Source organism: Streptomyces hainanensis, assembly GCF_004348415.1.
Lineage (GTDB): Bacteria > Actinomycetota > Actinomycetes > Streptomycetales > Streptomycetaceae > Streptomyces > Streptomyces hainanensis.
Genome location: NZ_SMKI01000120.1, coordinates 1 through 17343, shown reverse-complemented (window position 1 = coordinate 17343; position 17343 = coordinate 1). Strand labels below are relative to the sequence as shown.

11 protein-coding genes are annotated in these 17343 nt (G+C 73.0%); 4 read left to right on the top strand and 7 right to left on the bottom strand.

Features of this window, described 5'->3' with window-relative positions; translation table 11 throughout:
* From whiA to E1283_RS13560, 6 genes are all read right to left on the bottom strand, one after another.
* Positions 1–1063, bottom strand: a 1063-nt coding sequence (gene whiA, locus E1283_RS13585; protein WP_243744820.1) for a DNA-binding protein WhiA, incomplete at its 3' end; no start/stop codon positions are given.
* The gene (locus tag E1283_RS13580; RefSeq protein WP_425086167.1) at positions 1054–2124 is read right to left on the bottom strand and encodes a gluconeogenesis factor YvcK family protein; all 1071 of its coding nucleotides are present in this window, start codon (positions 2122–2124) and stop codon (positions 1054–1056) included. The genes E1283_RS13580 and whiA, both read right to left, overlap by 10 nt.
* Before the next feature lie 2 nt (positions 2125–2126).
* The gene (gene rapZ, locus E1283_RS13575; protein ID WP_243744819.1) at positions 2127–3053 is read right to left on the bottom strand and encodes an RNase adapter RapZ; all 927 of its coding nucleotides are present in this window, start codon (positions 3051–3053) and stop codon (positions 2127–2129) included.
* A gap of 90 nt (positions 3054–3143) precedes the next feature.
* Positions 3144–5117 (bottom strand): excinuclease ABC subunit UvrC, encoded by a 1974-nt coding sequence (uvrC, locus tag E1283_RS13570; RefSeq protein ID WP_132818267.1) that lies wholly within the window; start codon positions 5115–5117, stop codon positions 3144–3146.
* Between the two features lie 47 nt (positions 5118–5164).
* On the bottom strand, positions 5165–5821 hold the full coding sequence (locus E1283_RS13565) for an MBL fold metallo-hydrolase (RefSeq protein ID WP_132818266.1): 657 nt from the start codon (positions 5819–5821) through the stop codon (positions 5165–5167).
* A 34-nt stretch (positions 5822–5855) separates the two neighbouring features.
* The gene (locus tag E1283_RS13560) at positions 5856–6545 is read right to left on the bottom strand and encodes a maleylpyruvate isomerase family mycothiol-dependent enzyme (RefSeq protein ID WP_132818265.1); all 690 of its coding nucleotides are present in this window, start codon (positions 6543–6545) and stop codon (positions 5856–5858) included.
* 195 nt (positions 6546–6740) lie between these two features.
* Here E1283_RS13560 and uvrA point away from each other — a divergent pair, with 195 nt between their 5' ends.
* Positions 6741–9671, top strand: a complete 2931-nt coding sequence (gene uvrA / locus E1283_RS13555) for an excinuclease ABC subunit UvrA (protein ID WP_132818264.1) — start codon at positions 6741–6743, stop codon at positions 9669–9671.
* Between the two features lie 285 nt (positions 9672–9956).
* Positions 9957–13244: a phosphodiester glycosidase family protein gene (locus E1283_RS13550; protein WP_207930387.1), complete on the top strand. Its 3288-nt coding sequence runs from the start codon at positions 9957–9959 to the stop codon at positions 13242–13244.
* A 58-nt stretch (positions 13245–13302) separates the two neighbouring features.
* Here the strand turns inward: E1283_RS13550 and uvrB are convergent, their stop codons facing one another.
* Positions 13303–15414 carry an excinuclease ABC subunit UvrB gene (uvrB, locus tag E1283_RS13545; protein WP_132818262.1) on the bottom strand — a complete coding sequence of 704 codons (2112 nt, stop codon included), beginning with the start codon at positions 15412–15414 and terminating at the stop codon, positions 13303–13305.
* Between the two features lie 189 nt (positions 15415–15603).
* Between uvrB and E1283_RS13540 the strand changes: the two genes are divergently transcribed.
* Positions 15604–16602 (top strand): glycerophosphodiester phosphodiesterase, encoded by a 999-nt coding sequence (locus E1283_RS13540; RefSeq protein WP_132818261.1) that lies wholly within the window; start codon positions 15604–15606, stop codon positions 16600–16602.
* Between the two features lie 73 nt (positions 16603–16675).
* Positions 16676–17290 (top strand): methylated-DNA--[protein]-cysteine S-methyltransferase, encoded by a 615-nt coding sequence (locus tag E1283_RS13535; RefSeq protein WP_132818260.1) that lies wholly within the window; start codon positions 16676–16678, stop codon positions 17288–17290.
* Positions 17291–17343: the final 53 nt, after the last annotated feature.

Sequence of the window (17343 nt, the reverse complement as noted above, 5' to 3'; positions counted from 1 at the left end):
GGCGCCTGACACGTCGGGCGAACCGTCGGGGCTCACCCTGGCCTTCGGCCCGCCCGCGCCGCTGCTGCGGGCGTTCCCCACACTGGCCGGCACCGGCGTGCTGGACTGGACGGTCGACCTGCTCGGGAATGCCCAGGTCCTGCGCCCGCTTGTCGGCCATGGCGAGCAGCCGCCTGATGCGGCCGGCGACCGCGTCCTTGGTGAGCGGCGGTTCGGCCAGGGCGCCCAACTCCTCCAGGGACGCCTGCTTGTGATCCATGCGCAGCCGGCCGGCGGCCGCCAGGTGGTCGGGCACCTCCTCGCCGAGGATCTCCAGGGCCCGCTGGACGCGGGCGCCGGCGGCGACGGCGGCACGGGCGGAGCGGCGCAGGTTGGCGTCGTCGAAGTTGGCGAGGCGGTTGGCGGTGGCCTTGATCTCGCGCCGCATCCGGCGCTCCTCCCAGGCCAGCACCGACTCGTGGGCGCCGAGCCGCGTCAGCAGGGCGCCGATGGCGTCACCGTCCCGGACGACGACGCGGTCGACGCTGCGGACCTCGCGGGCCTTGGCGCCGATCTGCAGCCGGCGCGCCGCGCCGACCAGGGCCAGGGCGGCCTCGGGGCCCGGGCAGGTGACCTCGAGCGACGAGGATCTGCCGGGCTCGGTCAGCGAGCCGTGGGCGAGGAAGGCGCCGCGCCAGGCGGCCTCGGCATCGCAGGTGGCGCCGGAGACGACCTGTGGTGGCAGGCCGCGGATGGGGCGGCCGCGGCCGTCGACCAGGCCGGTCTGGCGGGCCAGTTGGTCGCCGCCGGCCACCACCCGGACCACGTAGCGGCTGCCACGGCGCAGCCCGCCGGGGGCCATCACCACCAGGTCGGAGGTGTGGCCGAAGATCTCCAGGATGTCCCGGCGCAGCCGCCGGGCGGCGATCCCCGTGTCCAACTCGGCCTCGATCACGATCCGCCCGCTGACCAGGTGCAGGCCGCCCGCGAAGCGCAGGATCGACGACACCTCCGACTTGCGGCAGCAGGTGCGGGTGACGGGAAGCCGCGAGATCTCGTCCTTCACCGCAGCCGTCATCGCCATGGGCCGATCCTTCCATGCATCCGGAAAATACGGTCGTACGCGGCCGCGAGCAGCTCCGGGTCGTGCCTCGGAGGCACCGCCCCGTCGGGCAGATCCCCGGCGGCGGCCACCGGCGCCAGCTGAACCCTGGCCCCCAGGCGCTCGGCGGCCCGGCTCAGGCTCTCCTGGTCCGGGACGGCGGCCTGGTCTGCCAGCACCACGTCGAAGGCGAGTTTAGGGGCGTGTTGTACCAAAACCTCCACATGACGCTGCGGGGAGAAGCCATCAGTTTCGCCGGGTTGTGGGGCGAGGTTGAGGGAGAGCACGCGCCGGGCCTTGGTGCGGGTGAGCGCGTCGAGCAGGTCGGGGACGAGCAGGTGCGGGATGACGGAGGAGAACCAGGAGCCCGGCCCGAGCACCACCCAGTCGGCGTCGAGCACCGCCTCGACGGCCTCGGGGACGGCCGGCGGGGCCCCCGGCACCAGCACCACCTCGCGTACCTCGCCGGGGGTGAGCGCGACGGCGACCTGGCCCCGGATCCGGCTCAGCTCCTCGGGGCGGGCCGGCTCGTGGCCGCGGACCACGGCCTCGAGCTCCAGCGGGACGGCGGACATGGGCAGCACCCGGCCGTGCGCGCCGAGCAGCTTGCCGACCAGGTCCAGGGCGCGTACGTGGTCGCCGAGCTGCTCCCAGAGGGCGACGATCAGCAGGTTGCCCACGGCGTGGTCGTGCAGCGCGCCCTCGCTCTTGAAGCGGTGCTGCACCACCTCGGACCAGGTGCGGCCCCAGTCGTCGTCGCCGCAGAGCGCGGCCAGCGCCTTGCGGAGGTCGCCGGGGGGCAGCACGCCGAGCTCGGCACGCAGCCGGCCGCTCGACCCGCCGTCGTCGGCGACGGTGACGACGGCCGTCAGGTCGCCGGTGATCCGGCGCAGCGCGGCGAGCGAGGCCGCCAGGCCCATGCCACCGCCGAGCGCGACGACCTTGGGCTGGGCGCGGCGACCGCCCCGCAGCTGCCGCATGCCCCGCCGGGCGTGCCCGACCCCGTCCGCTGTCCGGCGCTGCCGGACGCCCTTGCGTGGCATTCCTATTCGCGCCCCATGTCCCGGTGGACCACGACCGTCTCGATCCCTTCGGCGGCCAGCCGGCGGGCCAGCCGCTCGGACATGGCGACGCTGCGGTGCTTGCCGCCGGTGCAGCCGACGGCGATGGTGACGTAACGCTTGCCCTCGCGGCGGTAGCCGGAGGCGATCAGCTGGAGGAGCTCCGCGTAGCGGTCGAGGAACTCCTTGGCGCCCGGCTGGTCGAACACGTAGCCGGCGACCTCCTCGCTGGTGCCGGTGAACGGCCGCAGCTCGGGCACCCAGTGCGGGTTGGGCAGGAACCGGCAGTCCACGACGTGGTCGGCGTCCACCGGGAGGCCGTACTTGTAGCCGAAGGACATCACGGTGGCGCGCAGCTCCGGCTCGTCGCCGCTGGTGAACTGGGCGTCCATCTTGGCGCGGAGCTCGTGCACGTTGAGGTTGGATGTGTCGATCACCAGGTCGGCGTCGCCGCGGAGCTCGCGGAGCAGGTCGCGCTCGGCGGCGATGCCGTCGACGATCCGGCCGTCGCCCTGGAGCGGGTGCGGTCTGCGGACCGACTCGAAACGCTGCACGAGGGCGTTGTCCGAGGCCTCGAGGAAGAGGACGCGGCGGGTGACGCCCTTGGCCGCCAGGTCGGTCAGGGATTCGCGGAGGCTGTCGAAGAAGCTGCGGCCGCGGACGTCGACCACGACGGCGATCCGCGCCACGTTGCCCTGGGAGCGGGCGCCGAGGTCGACCATGGTCGGGATCAGGGCCGGTGGCAGGTTGTCCACCACGAACCAGCCGAGGTCCTCGAGGCACTTGGCCGCGGTGCTGCGGCCGGCGCCCGACATGCCGGTGATGATCACCAGCTCGGGTGTGGTGGTGACCTCGTCGCCGCCGTTGCCCGGCGGTGGGGTCTGATCTTCGCCTCTTGTCTGTTCACTCATGTCTGCTGTCCCCCGCCTGTCCTTCTTTTCGTGTGGGTCGCGTGGGTGGGCCGCGCCGGCCGGACGCCGGCCGCCGGCGTGGCCACCGGCTCAGTCGTCGACGATCTCGCCGGTGGCGGTGTTGACCGCCGGGGCGGCCGGGCCGCCCTCGGCGAGCGCGGCGGCGACCGTCTCCGCGGTCCTGCGGCCGATGCCCGGCACCTCGCAGAGCTCCTCGATCGTGGCGGCGCGGAGCCGCTTGACCGAGCCGAAGTGCTTGAGCAGGGCCTTCTTGCGGGTCTCCCCGAGTCCGGTGACGGTGTCGAGGGGACCCTTCCTTATCGATTGTGACCGCTTTCCCCGCTGATAGCGGATCGCGAAGCGGTGGGCCTCGTCTCTGACGCGCTGGAGCAGGTACAGGCCCTCGCTGGTGCGCGGCAGGATCACCGGGTCGTCGTCGCCGGGCAGCCAGACCTCCTCGAGGCGCTTGGCGAGGCCGCAGACGGCGACGTCGTCGATGCCGAGCTCGTCCATCGCGCGGCGGGCGGCGGCGACCTGGGGCTGCCCGCCGTCCACCACCACGAGCTGGGGCGGGTAGGCGAAGCGCTTGGGCCGGCCGTCCTCCGTGCGGAAGGACGCCGGAGCATCGTCCTCCGGTTCCTCGACGGCCCACTCGCCGGTCTTCTCGCGCTCGCGGAGATAGCGGCGGAAGCGCCGGGAGACCACCTCGTGCATGGCGCGGACGTCGTCCTGACCGGCGAAGCTCCTGATCTGGAACCGCCGGTACTCGCTCTTGCGGGCCAGGCCGTCCTCGAAGACGACCATGGAGGCGACCACGTCGTCGCCCTGGAGGTGGGAGATGTCGAAGCACTCGATGCGCAGCGGCGCCGAGTCGAGGCCGAGGGCCTCGGCGATCTCCTCCAGGGCGCGGGAGCGGGTGGTGAGGTCGGAGGCCCGCTTGGTCTTGTGGAGGGCGAGCGCCTGCTTGGCGTTGCGCTCCACGGTGGTCATCAGGTCCTTCTTGTCGCCGCGGCGGGGCACCCGCAGGCCGACCCGGGAGCCGCGGCGCTCGCCCAGCCACTCGGCGACGGGCTCGGCGGGCTCGGGCAGCACCGGCACCAGCACCTCGCGGGGCACCGACTCGCCGCGCTCCTCGCCGTACAGCTGGGTGAGGGCGCTCTCGACCAGCTCGGCCGTGGAGATGTTGGCGACCCGGTCGGTGACCCAGCCGCGCTGGCCGCGCACCCGGCCGCCGCGGACGTGGAAGATCTGCACGGCGGCCTCGAGCTCGTCCGCTGCGAGGGCGATGAGGTCGGCGTCGGTGGCGTCGGCGAGGACCACCGCGTTCTTCTCCATGGCGCGCCGCAGCGCCTCGATGTCGTCCCGCAGCCGGCCGGCGCGCTCGTACTCCAGGTCCTCGGCCGCCTCGTGCATCTCCTGCTCGAGGCGGCGCAGGTAGGTGCCGGTGCGGCCGGCCATGAAGTCGCAGAACTCCTCGGCGAGCGCCCGGTGTTCCTCGGGGGTGACGCGGCCGACGCAGGGGGCGGAGCACTTGTCGATGTAGCCGAGGAGGCAAGGGCGGCCCACCGCCCTGGCGCGCTTGAACACCCCGGCGGAGCAGGTGCGGATGGGGAAGACCCGCAGCAGCAGGTCGACCGTCTCCCGGATGGCCCAGGCGTGGCCGTAGGGGCCGAAGTAGCGCACGCCCCTGCGCTTGGGGCCGCGCAGCACCTGGGCCCGGGGGATCTCCTCGTTCATGGTGACGGCGAGCGAGGGATAGCTCTTGTCGTCGCGGTACTTGACGTTGAACCTGGGGTCGTACTCCTTGATCCACGAGTACTCGAGCTGCAGCGCCTCGACCTCGGTGCCGACCACCGTCCACTCGACGGAGGCCGCGGTGGTGACCATGGTGGCCGTCCTGGGGTGCAGCCCCGCGAGGTCCTGGAAGTAGGAGGAGAGCCGCTGGCGCAGGCTCTTGGCCTTTCCGACGTAGATCACCCGACGGTGGTCGTCCCGGAAGCGGTAGACGCCCGGCGAGTCGGGGATCTCGCCCGGCTGCGGGCGGTAGCTGGATGGATCGGCCATGAGCCAAACCCTACTGCCGGGGGCTGACAGTCAGTGACCTTGGCCGGTTACCAGCCGCGTTCGCGCCATTCGGGGAGCTTGGGGCGCTCGGCGCCCAGGGTGGTGTCGGAGCCGTGCCCCGGGTAGACCCAGGTCTCGTCGGGGAGCTGGTCGAAGAGCCTGGTCTCGACGTCGCGCAGCAGGGTGGCGAACGCCTCGGGGTCGTCGTGGGTGTTGCCGACGCCGCCGGGGAAGAGGCAGTCGCCGGTGAAGACGTGCGGGTGCCCTTCGGGGTCGTCGTAGACCAACGCGATGGATCCGGGGGTGTGGCCGACGAGGTGGCGGGCGGTGAGCCGGCACTCGCCGACGGTGATCTCGTCGCCGTCGTCGACGAGGACGTCGGTGGGCACGGGGATGCCCTCGGCGTCGTGGCGGCCGGCGAGGGTGCGGGCGCCGGTGGCGTCGACGACGGCGCTGAGCGCCTGCCAGTGGTCGCCGTGCCGGTGGGTGGTGACGACGGTGGCGAGGCCGTCCTGACCGATCAGGTTGAGCAGGGTGGGCGCCTCGCTGGCCGCGTCGATGAGCAGTTGCTCGCCGGTCGCCCGGCAGCGCAGCAGGTAGGCGTTGTTCTCCATGGGGCCGACGGCGACCTTGGAGATGATCAGCTTGGCGAGCTCGTGGGCGTCGGCCGGCTCCCCGACCGCGACGTTTCCGGTGTAGGCCATGGCGGTCAGTCTGCTACAGGTCGGGGACGGACGGTCAGAGCCCCGGCAGCTCGGGCAGTGGTTCGGCGGCGGTGAGGCCGCTGCCGGGCGTACGGCCGCTGAGCCAGCCCACGAGGGCGGCGGCGGTGCCGACGATGATCCGGGGCGAGTCGCCGGCGCGGCCGGTGCGCCAGGTGCGGCCGTCCTCGGCGCGGAGTTCGAGGGGCGGCACGGCCGGGTGGCCGGCGAGGCGCCGGGCGAGGTAGGCGGGGGCGCGGTCGAGGAAGGCGCTCGGCAGGCTGGCGACGGTGTGGCCGGCGTCCAGGTCGATACCGTGGAGCTCGATCTCGACCCAGCGGCGGAGGGGGATGACGGAGGCGACGTCCCGCATGCCGTCCCGGAGGGTCACGGTGGCCCGCCAGTCGTCGTCGGTGAGCCCGGCGGCCGTGGTGGCCAGCCGGTCGGCGCTGTCGCGCAGGTCGGCGACGTGGGTGGCGAGGGGGCGGTGGGCGTCGCGCTCGATGTCGGCGTTCCTGGCCTCGGCGCTGGCGTACATGGGGCGGCCGTGGAAGACGTTGACCAGGGCGTCGGCGTTGCGCGCGAGGTGGGCGAGGACGTGGCCGCGGGTCCAGCCCGGGAGGCGGGACGGCTGGGCGACAGCGGCGTCGTCCAGGGTGGCGACGTCGGCGACGAGGCGTTCGGTGGCGTCCTGGAGGCCGGCGAGGTCGGCTGCGGGTCCGGTCATGATCACACGCTATCTCCTCACACCTTCGAGTGAAGGTGGCGGGAAACTTCCGAGAATCGAACGCCCGTGCTATAGGCTGCGGGGCGCAGGACCCGAGGCATCCGGGGGACATTTGTCAGATGCCACCCATACCCTTGGACGGGTCGCCCGTGTCCCGCGGGCGGTCCGGGATTCACACGAAAGGTGCCATCCGGAGTGGCCGACCGACTCATCGTTCGTGGCGCTCGCGAGCACAATCTGCGGAACGTCTCGCTCGACCTGCCTCGCGACTCGCTCATCGTCTTCACCGGGCTGTCGGGTTCTGGCAAGTCCTCGCTCGCCTTCGACACGATCTTCGCCGAGGGTCAGCGGCGTTACGTCGAGTCGCTGTCCTCGTACGCCCGGCAGTTCCTCGGGCAGATGGACAAGCCGGATGTGGACTTCATCGAGGGCCTGTCCCCCGCGGTCTCCATCGACCAGAAGTCGACCTCGCGCAACCCGCGCTCCACCGTGGGCACGATCACCGAGGTCTACGACTACCTGCGGCTGCTCTTCGCCCGCATCGGGCGCCCCCACTGCCCGGAGTGCGGCCGCCCGATCGCCCGGCAGTCGCCGCAGGCCATCGTGGACAAGGTGCTCGCCCTGGAGGAGGGCAGCCGCTTCCAGGTGCTCTCGCCGCTGGTGCGGGAGCGCAAGGGCGAGTTCGTCGACCTCTTCGCCGACCTGCAGACCAAGGGCTACAGCCGGGCACGGGTGGACGGCGAGACGATCCAGCTGGTCGAGCCGCCCAAGCTGAAGAAGCAGGAGAAGCACACCGTCGAGGTGGTCGTCGACCGGCTCACGGTGAAGGAGAGCGCCAAGCGCCGGCTGACGGACTCGGTGGAGACGGCTCTCGGCCTGTCCGGCGGCATGGTGATCCTCGACTTCGTGGACCTGCCGGCGGACGACCCGCAGCGCGAGCGGATGTTCTCCGAGCACCTCTACTGCCCGTACGACGACCTGTCCTTCGAGGAGCTCGAACCGCGCTCCTTCTCGTTCAACTCCCCCTTCGGCGCCTGTCCCGAGTGCTCCGGGCTCGGCACCCGCATGGAGGTGGATTCCGAGCTGATCGTGCCCGACCCGGAGAAGACCCTGGAGGAGGGCGCGATCCACCCCTGGTCGCACGGGCAGACCAGGGGCTACTTCAACCTGCTGCTCGGCGCCCTCGGCAAGGCACTGAACTTCCGCACCGACATCCCCTGGGCCGGGCTGCCGCAGCGCGCCCGCAAGGCGATCCTGGGGGGCCACAAGTCCAAGATCGAGGTCAGGTACGAGAACCGGCACGGCCAGGAGCGCGCGTACACCACGGCCTTCGAGGGCGTGATCCCCTTCGTCCAGCGCCGGTACGCCGAGGCCGAGACGGACAACAGCCGGGAGCGCTTCGAGGGCTACATGCGGGAGGCCCCCTGCCCGGCCTGCCACGGCACCCGGCTGAAGCCGCTGGTGCTCGCGGTCACGGTGCAGGGGCGGTCCATCGCCGACGTGGCCGGGATGTCGATCAGCGCCTGCGCCGACTTCCTGCGCGAGATGACGCTGACCGACCGCGAGAAGACCATCGCCGAGCGGGTGCTGAAGGAGGTGAACGAGCGGCTGCGGTTCCTGGTCGACGTCGGCCTCGACTACCTGTCGCTCGACCGCGCCGCCGGCACCCTCTCGGGCGGCGAGGCCCAGCGCATCCGGCTCGCCACCCAGATCGGCTCCGGTCTGGTCGGCGTCCTCTACGTGCTGGACGAGCCGTCCATCGGCCTGCACCAGCGGGACAACCACCGGCTGATCGAGACGCTGGTCCGCCTGCGCAACCTGGGTAACACGCTGATCGTCGTCGAGCACGACGAGGACACCATCCGCACGTCCGACTGGGTGGTGGACATCGGCCCGGGCGCCGGCGAGCACGGCGGCAAGGTGGTGCACAGCGGGCCGCTGGCCGAGCTGCTGACCAACGAGGAGTCGTTGACCGGCCAGTACCTGTCCGGGGCCCGCTCGATCCCCACGCCGGCCGAGCGGCGCCCGGTGGACCGCAAGCGCCAGCTCACGGTGCACGGCGCCCGCGAGCACAACCTCAAGGACGTCGACGTCAGCTTCCCGGTCGGGGTGCTGACCGCCGTCACCGGCGTCTCGGGATCCGGCAAGTCCACGCTGGTCAACGACATCCTCTACACCCACCTGGCGCGCGAGCTCAACCGCGCCAGGGCCGTGCCGGGGCGGCACACCCGGATCACCGGCGACGACCTGGTCGACAAGGTGGTGCACGTCGACCAGTCGCCGATCGGCCGCACCCCGCGGTCCAATCCGGCCACCTACACGGGTGTCTTCGACCACGTCCGCCGGCTCTTCGCGGAGACCACGGAGGCCAAGGTCCGCGGCTACCAGCCCGGCCGCTTCTCGTTCAACGTCAAGGGCGGCCGCTGCGAGAACTGCTCGGGCGACGGCACCATCAAGATCGAGATGAACTTCCTGCCCGACGTGTACGTGCCGTGCGAGGTCTGCCACGGCGCCCGGTACAACCGGGAGACGCTGGAGGTCCACTTCAAGGGCAAGTCCATCGCCGAGGTGCTCGACATGCCGATCGAGGAGGCGCTCGACTTCTTCGAGGCCGTCCCCGGCATCGCCCGCCACCTGCGCACCCTGCGGGACGTCGGCCTCGGCTACGTGCGGCTCGGCCAGTCGGCGCCCACCCTGTCCGGCGGCGAGGCCCAGCGGGTCAAGCTGGCGGCCGAGCTCCAGCGGCGCTCCACCGGCAGCACCGTCTACGTGCTGGACGAGCCGACCACCGGTCTCCACTTCGAGGACATCAGGAAGCTGATCTCGGTGCTGTCCGACCTGGTCGACAAGGGCAACACGGTGATCGTCATCGAGCACAACCTGGACGTGATCAAGACCGCCGACTGGGTCGTGGACATGGGCCCCGAGGGCGGCTCGGGCGGCGGCCAGGTCGTCGCCCAGGGCACGCCGGAGGAGGTCGCCTCGGAGCCGGCCAGCCACACCGGCAAGTTCCTCCGCGACCTGCTCGGCGACCTTCCGTCCGCCGGATCGCCGGCCCCCACCGGCCGCAGGTCCGCCGCGGGCGGGGCGGCCCGGCCGAAGCGGGCCGCCGCCAAGCGGAGCTGACACCCTGTAACGGACGTCGAGGCCGGAGGAGTTGTTCCCTCAGAGTTAGCGACGGCCCTCTGGCGAGAACCGGTTCTCCCTTGGAACGCTGAGCGGCGGTCGGCGCGCCCGGCGCCGACGCGGCAAGCGTCCAAGGGAGTTCCGGTGTCACGAACCGCCGCACACGGGAGACGTGGTGTCCGTTCACTGCTCGCGCTCGGGGCCGCGGCGGCGCTGGTCGCCGTGCCGGCCCCGCCGTCGGCCGGCGCCACGGCCCGCCCGGCCTCGGTCGCCGAAGGCGACGGGATGGAGCTGGCGCGCACCGAGCTGCCGGTCGCGCCCGGCGCCGAGCTGACCACCTACCAGCGCCTGGAGTCCGACAAGTGGCTGAGCGCCCAGGCGCTCAGCGTCGACCTGACGAGCGATCTGCGCGTCGACTACCTCGCCGCCGACGCGGTCGCCTCGGCGGCCACCGTCGAGGAGCTGGTGGCCGCACACGACCCGGGCGACGGCCGCACCACGGTGGCCGCCATCAACGGCGACTTCTTCGACATCAACGCCACCAGCGCCCCGCTCGGCCCCGGCATCGCCGACGGCGAGCTGCGCCACTCCGGCACCACCGGCGCCACCCAGGCCGCCGCCCTCGGCCCGGACGGCGCCGGCCGTGTCCTCGACCTCTACTTCGACGGCACCCTCACGCTGCCCGCCGGCGAGGCCGACCTGGCCGGCTTCAACGCGGCCACCGTCCCGGCCGGCGGTATCGGGCTCTACACCCCGCTGTGGGGCGAGGCCGACCGGGCGCTGCCGGTCTCCGCCGCCGTCGAGGTCACCGAGGTCGTGGTGGCCGACGACCGGGTGGTCTCGGTCTCCGAGAAGCCGGGCGCCGGCCCCATCCCGGACGGCTCCTACGTGCTGCTCGGCCGGGACGCCGGGTCCGACGTCCTGGCGGGGCTGGCCGCCGGCGACCCGGTCGCCACCGAGTACGCGCCCCGCACCGGCGACGGCGGACCGCTGCCGCGCACCGCGGTCGGCGGCCGCGGGGTGCTGGTGGCCGACGGAGAGCCGGTGAACTGGGAGGGCCGGCCGAACAACGCCACGGCGCCGCGCACCGCGGTGGGCTTCTCACGGGACGGGCAGCAGATGTACGTGTTGACCGTGGACGGCCGGCAGGCCCACTCCGGCGGCGTCACCCTGACCGAGCTGGCGCTGATGATGGACGACCTCGGTGCCCACAGCGCGCTCAACCTGGACGGCGGCGGGTCGAGCACCCTGCTGGCCCGGGCCCCGGGCGCGGCCGCGCCCACCGTCGTCAACAGCCCGTCCGACGGCGAGCAGCGGGAGGTGCCCAACGGTCTGGCGATCACGGCGCCGGAGGGCAGCGGCGCGGTGACCGGCTACCGGGTCGGCACCGTGGCGGACCCGGAGCTGGCGCCCACCGCCGACCCGGTGCCGGGCGGCCACCCGGAGCGGGTCTTCCCCGGCCTCACCCGCCGGCTGACCGCCGTCGGCCACGACGAGACCCACGGTCCGGCCGACCCCGGCGCCGGGCCGCGCTGGCGCTCCGGTCGACCGGGCACCGGCACAGTGGCCGGCGACGGCGTCTTCACGGCCCGCCGCCCCGGCACGGTCGAGGTGACCGCGTCCCGGCACCGGGCGAGCGGCTCCATCGAGCTGACCGTGCTCGGCGACCTCGCCGGGATCGCCCCGACCACACGGCGCGTCGGCCTCGCCGACCCGGCCGCCACCGGTTCCTTCGGCATTCTGGGCCACGACGCCGCCGGCTCCACGGCGCCCGTCGAGCCGGCCGACGTGCGCCTCGACTACGACACCTCCCTGTTCCGGGTCGAGCCCGACCCGGCGGCCGGCGGGTTCACCGTGGCCGCGGTCTCCGCGGCGGGGGCCGCCTCCGGCCTGATCACCGCGACCGTGGGCGGGGTCGGGACCAGCGTGGCCGTGACCGTCGGCCTCGAGGACACGGTGGTGGCCGACTTCGAGAACGCCGCCGACTGGTCCTTCAGCCACGCGAGGGCCGATGGCTCACTGGCCGCCGAGCCGGCCGGCCGGGAGGGCGCGGCGCTGCGGATGCGCTACGACTTCGGTCTCTCCACCGCGACCCGCGCGGCCTACGCCACCCCGCGGGCCGACATCCCGGTCGCCGGCCAGCCGCAGAGCTTCACCCTGTGGATCGAGGGCGACGGCCGCGGCTCCTGGCCCTCGCTCCACCTGGTGGACGCCCAAGGCGTCTCTCAGGTGCTGCGCGGTCCCCACCTCACCTGGGAGGGTTGGCGTCAGGTCACCTTCGAGGTGCCGGAGGGGGTGGCCTACCCGCTGTCGGTGCGGCGCTTCTACCTCGCCGAGACCCGGCCCGACGCCCGCTACGCGGACGAGATCGTCTTCGACGAGCTGCGGGCCCAGACCCCGCCGGAGGTGGCGCTTCCGGAGATGGAGCGCCCGGCCGATCCGCTGATCGGCTCGGCGGCGGACACCGCGGGCCGCGACTGGCGGTTCGCCGTGGTGTCGGACGCCCAGTTCGTCGCGCGGGCGCCGGACAGCGACATCGTGGCCCTGGCCCGGCGGACGCTGCGCGAGGCCCGGGCGGCCGATCCCGACTTCGTGGTGATCAACGGGGACTGGGTGGACGAGGGGTCGCCCGAGGACCTGGCGTTCGCCCGCCGGGTGATCGAGGAGGAGCTGGGGGACGCCGTCCCCTGGTACTACGTGCCGGGCAACCACGAGGTCATGGGCGGTTCCGTCGACGGCTTCGAGGAGGAGTTCGGGCCCGCCCAGCTCACCTTCGACCACCGGGGCACCCGTTTCGTCACCCTGGACACCTCGTCGCTGACCCTGCGTGGCGGCGGCTTCGCCCAGCTCAGGGAGTTGCGGGCGCAGCTGGACGCGGCGGCCGAGGACGGCTCGATCGGCTCCGTGGTGGTCATGACGCATGTGCCGCCGCGCGACACCACGGCGCAGCCGGCGAGCCAGCTGACGGACCGGCTGGAGGCCGCGCTGCTGGAGGACTGGCTGGCGGAGTTCCGGCGGGAGACCGGCAAGGGCGCCGCGTTCTTCGGCGCGCACGTGGGGATCTTCGACGGCTACCGCCTCGACGGGGTGCCCTACTTCATCGGCGGGGACGCGGGCAAGGCGCCGGCGGCCGCGCCGGGCGAGGGCGGCTTCACGGGGTGGGCGCTGGTGGGCGTGGACCGGGTGACCCGCGGCGAGCAGGCCCGGGCCAGGCAGTCGCCCGAGATGGTGCTGCCGGACTGGCTGACCGTGCAGACCAGGCCGCACGTGGACGCGCTCGCCCTGACCGCCCCGACGACGCTGCGGGCCGGCGAGACGGCGTCCGCCGGCGCGACGCTCACCCAGGAGCTGGCCACCGGGGCGCGCGAGGTGCCGGTGGGCTTCCCGGTGAGCGCCGACTGGGCCGGCTCCCGCGATCTGTTCCTCGGCCCGGCCGAGGAGGCGGGCCGCCGCCATGTCGCCGCGTTCGACCCGGCGAGCGGGCGGCTCACCGCCCTGCGCCCCGGCACGGTCACCCTGGAGGTGACGGTCAGCGGCGAGCGACGGAGCGCCGAGCTCCGGGTGACCCGCTGAGGCCCGACGGCGAGCCGTGGGCCCGCCCCCGAGGGGGTGGGCCCTGACCGCTCGGGCGCTACTTGAGGCCGACCTCCCGCATCTGGCGGAGCTCCTTCTTGAGGTCGGAGAGCTCGTCCCGAAGCCGGGCGGCGATCTCGAACTGCAGCTCGGCGGCGGCGGCCCGCATCCGGGCGGTCAGGTCCTCGATGGTCTCGGCCAGCTCGGCCACCGGCCGGTCGGTGAGTTCCTTGCCGCCCTTGCCGCCCTTGCGTGACGCGGCGGGCACCGGCGCCTTGCCGTTCCGGCCGCCGTCCTGCCTGCGGTAGCCGGAGCCGAGCAGTTCCTGGGTGTCCACGCTCTCGCGGGCGATGGTCGCCACGATGTCGTTGATCTTCTTGCGCAGCGGCTGCGGGTCGATGCCGTGGGCCTCGTTGTAGGCGATCTGCCTGACGCGGCGCCGGTTGGTCTCGTCGATGGCCCGCTCCATGGCCGGGGTGATGCGGTCGGCGTACATGTGCACCTGGCCCGACACGTTGCGCGCGGCGCGGCCGATGGTCTGGATCAGCGAGGTGCCGGAGCGGAGGAAGCCCTCCTTGTCCGCGTCCAGGATGGCGACCAGCGAGACCTCGGGCAGGTCGAGGCCCTCCCTGAGCAGGTTGATCCCGACCAGCACGTCGAACTCGCCGGCGCGCAGCTCGCGCAGCAGCTCGACGCGGCGCAGGGTGTCCACGTCGCTGTGCAGGTAGCGGACCCTGATGCCCAGTTCGAGGAAGTAGTCGGTGAGGTCCTCGGCCATCTTCTTGGTCAGGGTGGTGACCAGCACCCGCTCGTCCTTCTCGACCCGGGTGCGGATCTCGTGCACCAGGTCGTCGATCTGGCCCTCGGTGGGCTTGACCACCACCTCGGGGTCGATGAGCCCGGTGGGGCGGATGATCTGCTCGACCACGCCGTCGGAGCGGGAGAGCTCGTAGGGCCCGGGGGTGGCCGACAGGTAGACCGCCTGCCCGATGCGCTCCAGGAACTCCTCCCACTTCAGCGGCCGGTTGTCGACGGCGGACGGCAGCCGGAAGCCGTGGTCGACCAGGGTGCGCTTCCGGGAGGCGTCGCCCTCGTACATGGCGCCGATCTGCGGCACGGTGTTGTGCGACTCGTCGATGACCAGCAGGAAGTCGTCGGGGAAGTAGTCGAGGAGGGTGTGCGGCGGGGATCCCGACTCGCGGCCGTCGATGTGCAGCGAGTAGTTCTCGATGCCGGAGCAGGTGCCGATCTGCCGCATCATCTCGATGTCGTAGCTGGTGCGCATGCGGAGCCGCTGGGCCTCGAGCAGCTTGCCCTGCTGTTCCAGGGTGGCCAGCCGGCCGGCCAGCTCGGCCTCGATCCCGGAGATGGCTCGCTCCATCCGCTCCGGGCCCGCGACGTAGTGGGAGGCGGGGAACACGTAGAGGTGGTCGTCCTCCGAGATCACCTCGCCGGTGAGCGGGTGCAGGGTGGACAGGGCCTCGATCTCGTCGCCGAACATCTCGATGCGGACGGCCAGTTCCTCGTAGACCGGGAAGATCTCGATCGTGTCGCCGCGGACCCGGAAGGTGCCGCGGGTGAACGACAGGTCGTTCCGGGTGTACTGGATGTCGACGAAGCGACGCAGCATCGCGTCCCTGTCGATCTCCTGGCCGACCTTGAGGGCCACCATCCGGTCGACGTACTCCTGGGGGGTGCCCAGGCCGTAGATGCAGGAGACGGAGGCGACGACCACCACGTCGCGGCGGGTGAGCAGCGAGTTCGTCGCGCTGTGCCGGAGCCGCTCGACCTCCTCGTTGATCGAGGAGTCCTTCTCGATGTAGGTGTCTGTCTGGGGGACGTACGCCTCGGGCTGGAAGTAGTCGTAGTACGAGACGAAGTACTCGACGGCGTTGTTCGGCAGGAGCTCGCGGAACTCGTTGGCCAGCTGGGCCGCGAGTGTCTTGTTGGGTGCCATGACCAGGGTGGGCCGCTGCAGCCGCTCGATCATCCACGCGGTGGTCGCCGACTTGCCGGTGCCGGTGGCGCCGAGCAGCACGACGTCCTTCTCGCCCCCGCCGACGCGCCGCTCCAGCTCGGAAATGGCCGAAGGCTGGTCGCCGCTTGGCTGGTAAGAACTGACGACCTCGAAGGGCGTCACCGTACGTTCGATGTGAGAAACGGGCCGCATGACACCCACCGTACGACTCGGCACTGACAACGCGGGCTGGCCGACCGGTCGCCCCCACGAGTTCAACTCTCGGTAACCGTTGTCCTCCCTCCTCGTTTCCGGTGATGGGGAGGCTTCCCGCGTTCCGCCCGGCCCGGACGGCGCGCTCGCCGCCGCCCGGGATTCGCTCTGGAGTCAAGGAGTCCCCCCATGCCCAAGTTGCTCACCGCCCTCCTGCGGGGCCGGCTCGGCGGGATCGCCGCGGTCGGGACGCTCGCGGTCCTGGTGCCCGCGGGAGCCATCGCGGCGCCGGGCTCGCCGGCCGCCTCCGCGCCCGGGCCGGCGCGGGCGGACGCCGCCACCGTGGCCGCCACCGTGGCCGGCGTCACCCCGGCCAAGGCGCCGACGGCCGGGGTCCTGGCGTCCGACCGGGATCGCGGACCGCTGATCGTGGCGCACCGCGGTGCCTCCGGCCACGCCCCGGAGAACACCCTGGCCGCGGTGGAGGCCGCCGACGAGCTGGACACCGAGTGGGTCGAGACGGACGTGCAGCGGAGCGCGGACGGCGAGCTGGTGCTGATGCACGACACCACGCTGAGCCGGACGACGAACGTCGAGGAGCTCTTCCCCGACCGCGCGCCGTGGAACGTGTCGGACTTCACGGCGGCGGAGATCGCCACACTGGACGCCGGCAGCTGGTTCGGCGCGGAGTTCGCCGACGAGCCGGTGCCCACTCTGGGGGACTACCTCGACCTGCTGGGGGAGAACCGGCAGAGCCTGCTGCTCGAGATCAAGGCCCCGGAGCTCTATCCGGGGATCGAGGCGGAGATCCTCGACGAGCTCGGAGACGAGGGCTGGCTGCGCGGCCGCCCGGGTGACCGGCTGGTGGTGCAGAGCTTCAACGCCGACTCCGTGCGCACGGTGCACGAGCTGTCGCCCCGGGTGATCACCGGCTTCCTCGGCACGCCGTCGCTGGCGGACGTGCCGGACTACGCGGAGTTCGCCGACCAGATCAACCCGCGGTACGGGGACCTGACCGCCGAGTACGTGGCGGGCATCCAGGACGTCAGGGGCGCGCACGGCAGGCCGCTCCAGGTGTACGCCTGGACGATCAACGACGGGGCGACGGCGGCGCGGATCGCGGCGCTCGGCGTGGACGGCATCATCACCAACTTCCCCGAGCGGGTCCGCGAGGGCCTGGAGGACTGACGGGTCCCGGTGGTGCCGGCCTGGCGGCCGGCTCCGCCGGGGACTGTCAGTGGCGCCGCCTAGGCTGCCCTCCATGAGCCCTGACACGCGTGACGCTCCCAGGCCCCCGGCGGGTGCCGGGGAGCCGCAGGAGGCCCGGGAGGCACCCCCAGCGGCCTGGTCGGTCCGGGAGACCCCCATCGGGCCGCTGCTGCTCGCCGCCACCGAGCGGGGTCTCGTGCTGGTCGCCTTCCACGCGGACGCCCGCACCGTCCGGCGGTCCCTGGCCCGGCTCGAGGGGGTGCTGGGGCGCCGGCTGGTGCCCGCCGCCGAGGACCAGGTGGCCGGGCCGCTGGTGGCCGGTGCGTGGGCCGAGCTCGACGCCTACTTCGAGGGTCGGCTCGAGGTCTTCGAGACGCCTCTCGACTGGTCGCTGGCCCCCGGCTTCACCGGGCAGGTGCTGCGGGAGCTGGCGGCCTCCGTGCGGTTCGGCAGCGTGGTCGGCTACGGCGAGCTGGCGGAGCGGGTCGGCGACCGGGACGCGGCCCGGGCGGTGGGCGCGGCCATGGGCGCCAATCCGCTGCCGGTGATCGTGCCGTGCCACCGGGTGCTGGCGGCGGGCGGCGGGATCGGCGGCTTCGGGGGCGGCCTGGAGACCAAGCGGGCGCTGCTTGCCCTGGAGGGGGTGCTGCCGGCGCCGCTCTTCTGAGGAACAGGGGCTGAACAGGGGCTGACCCCCCGGGCCGACGGGGGGCCGGGGGG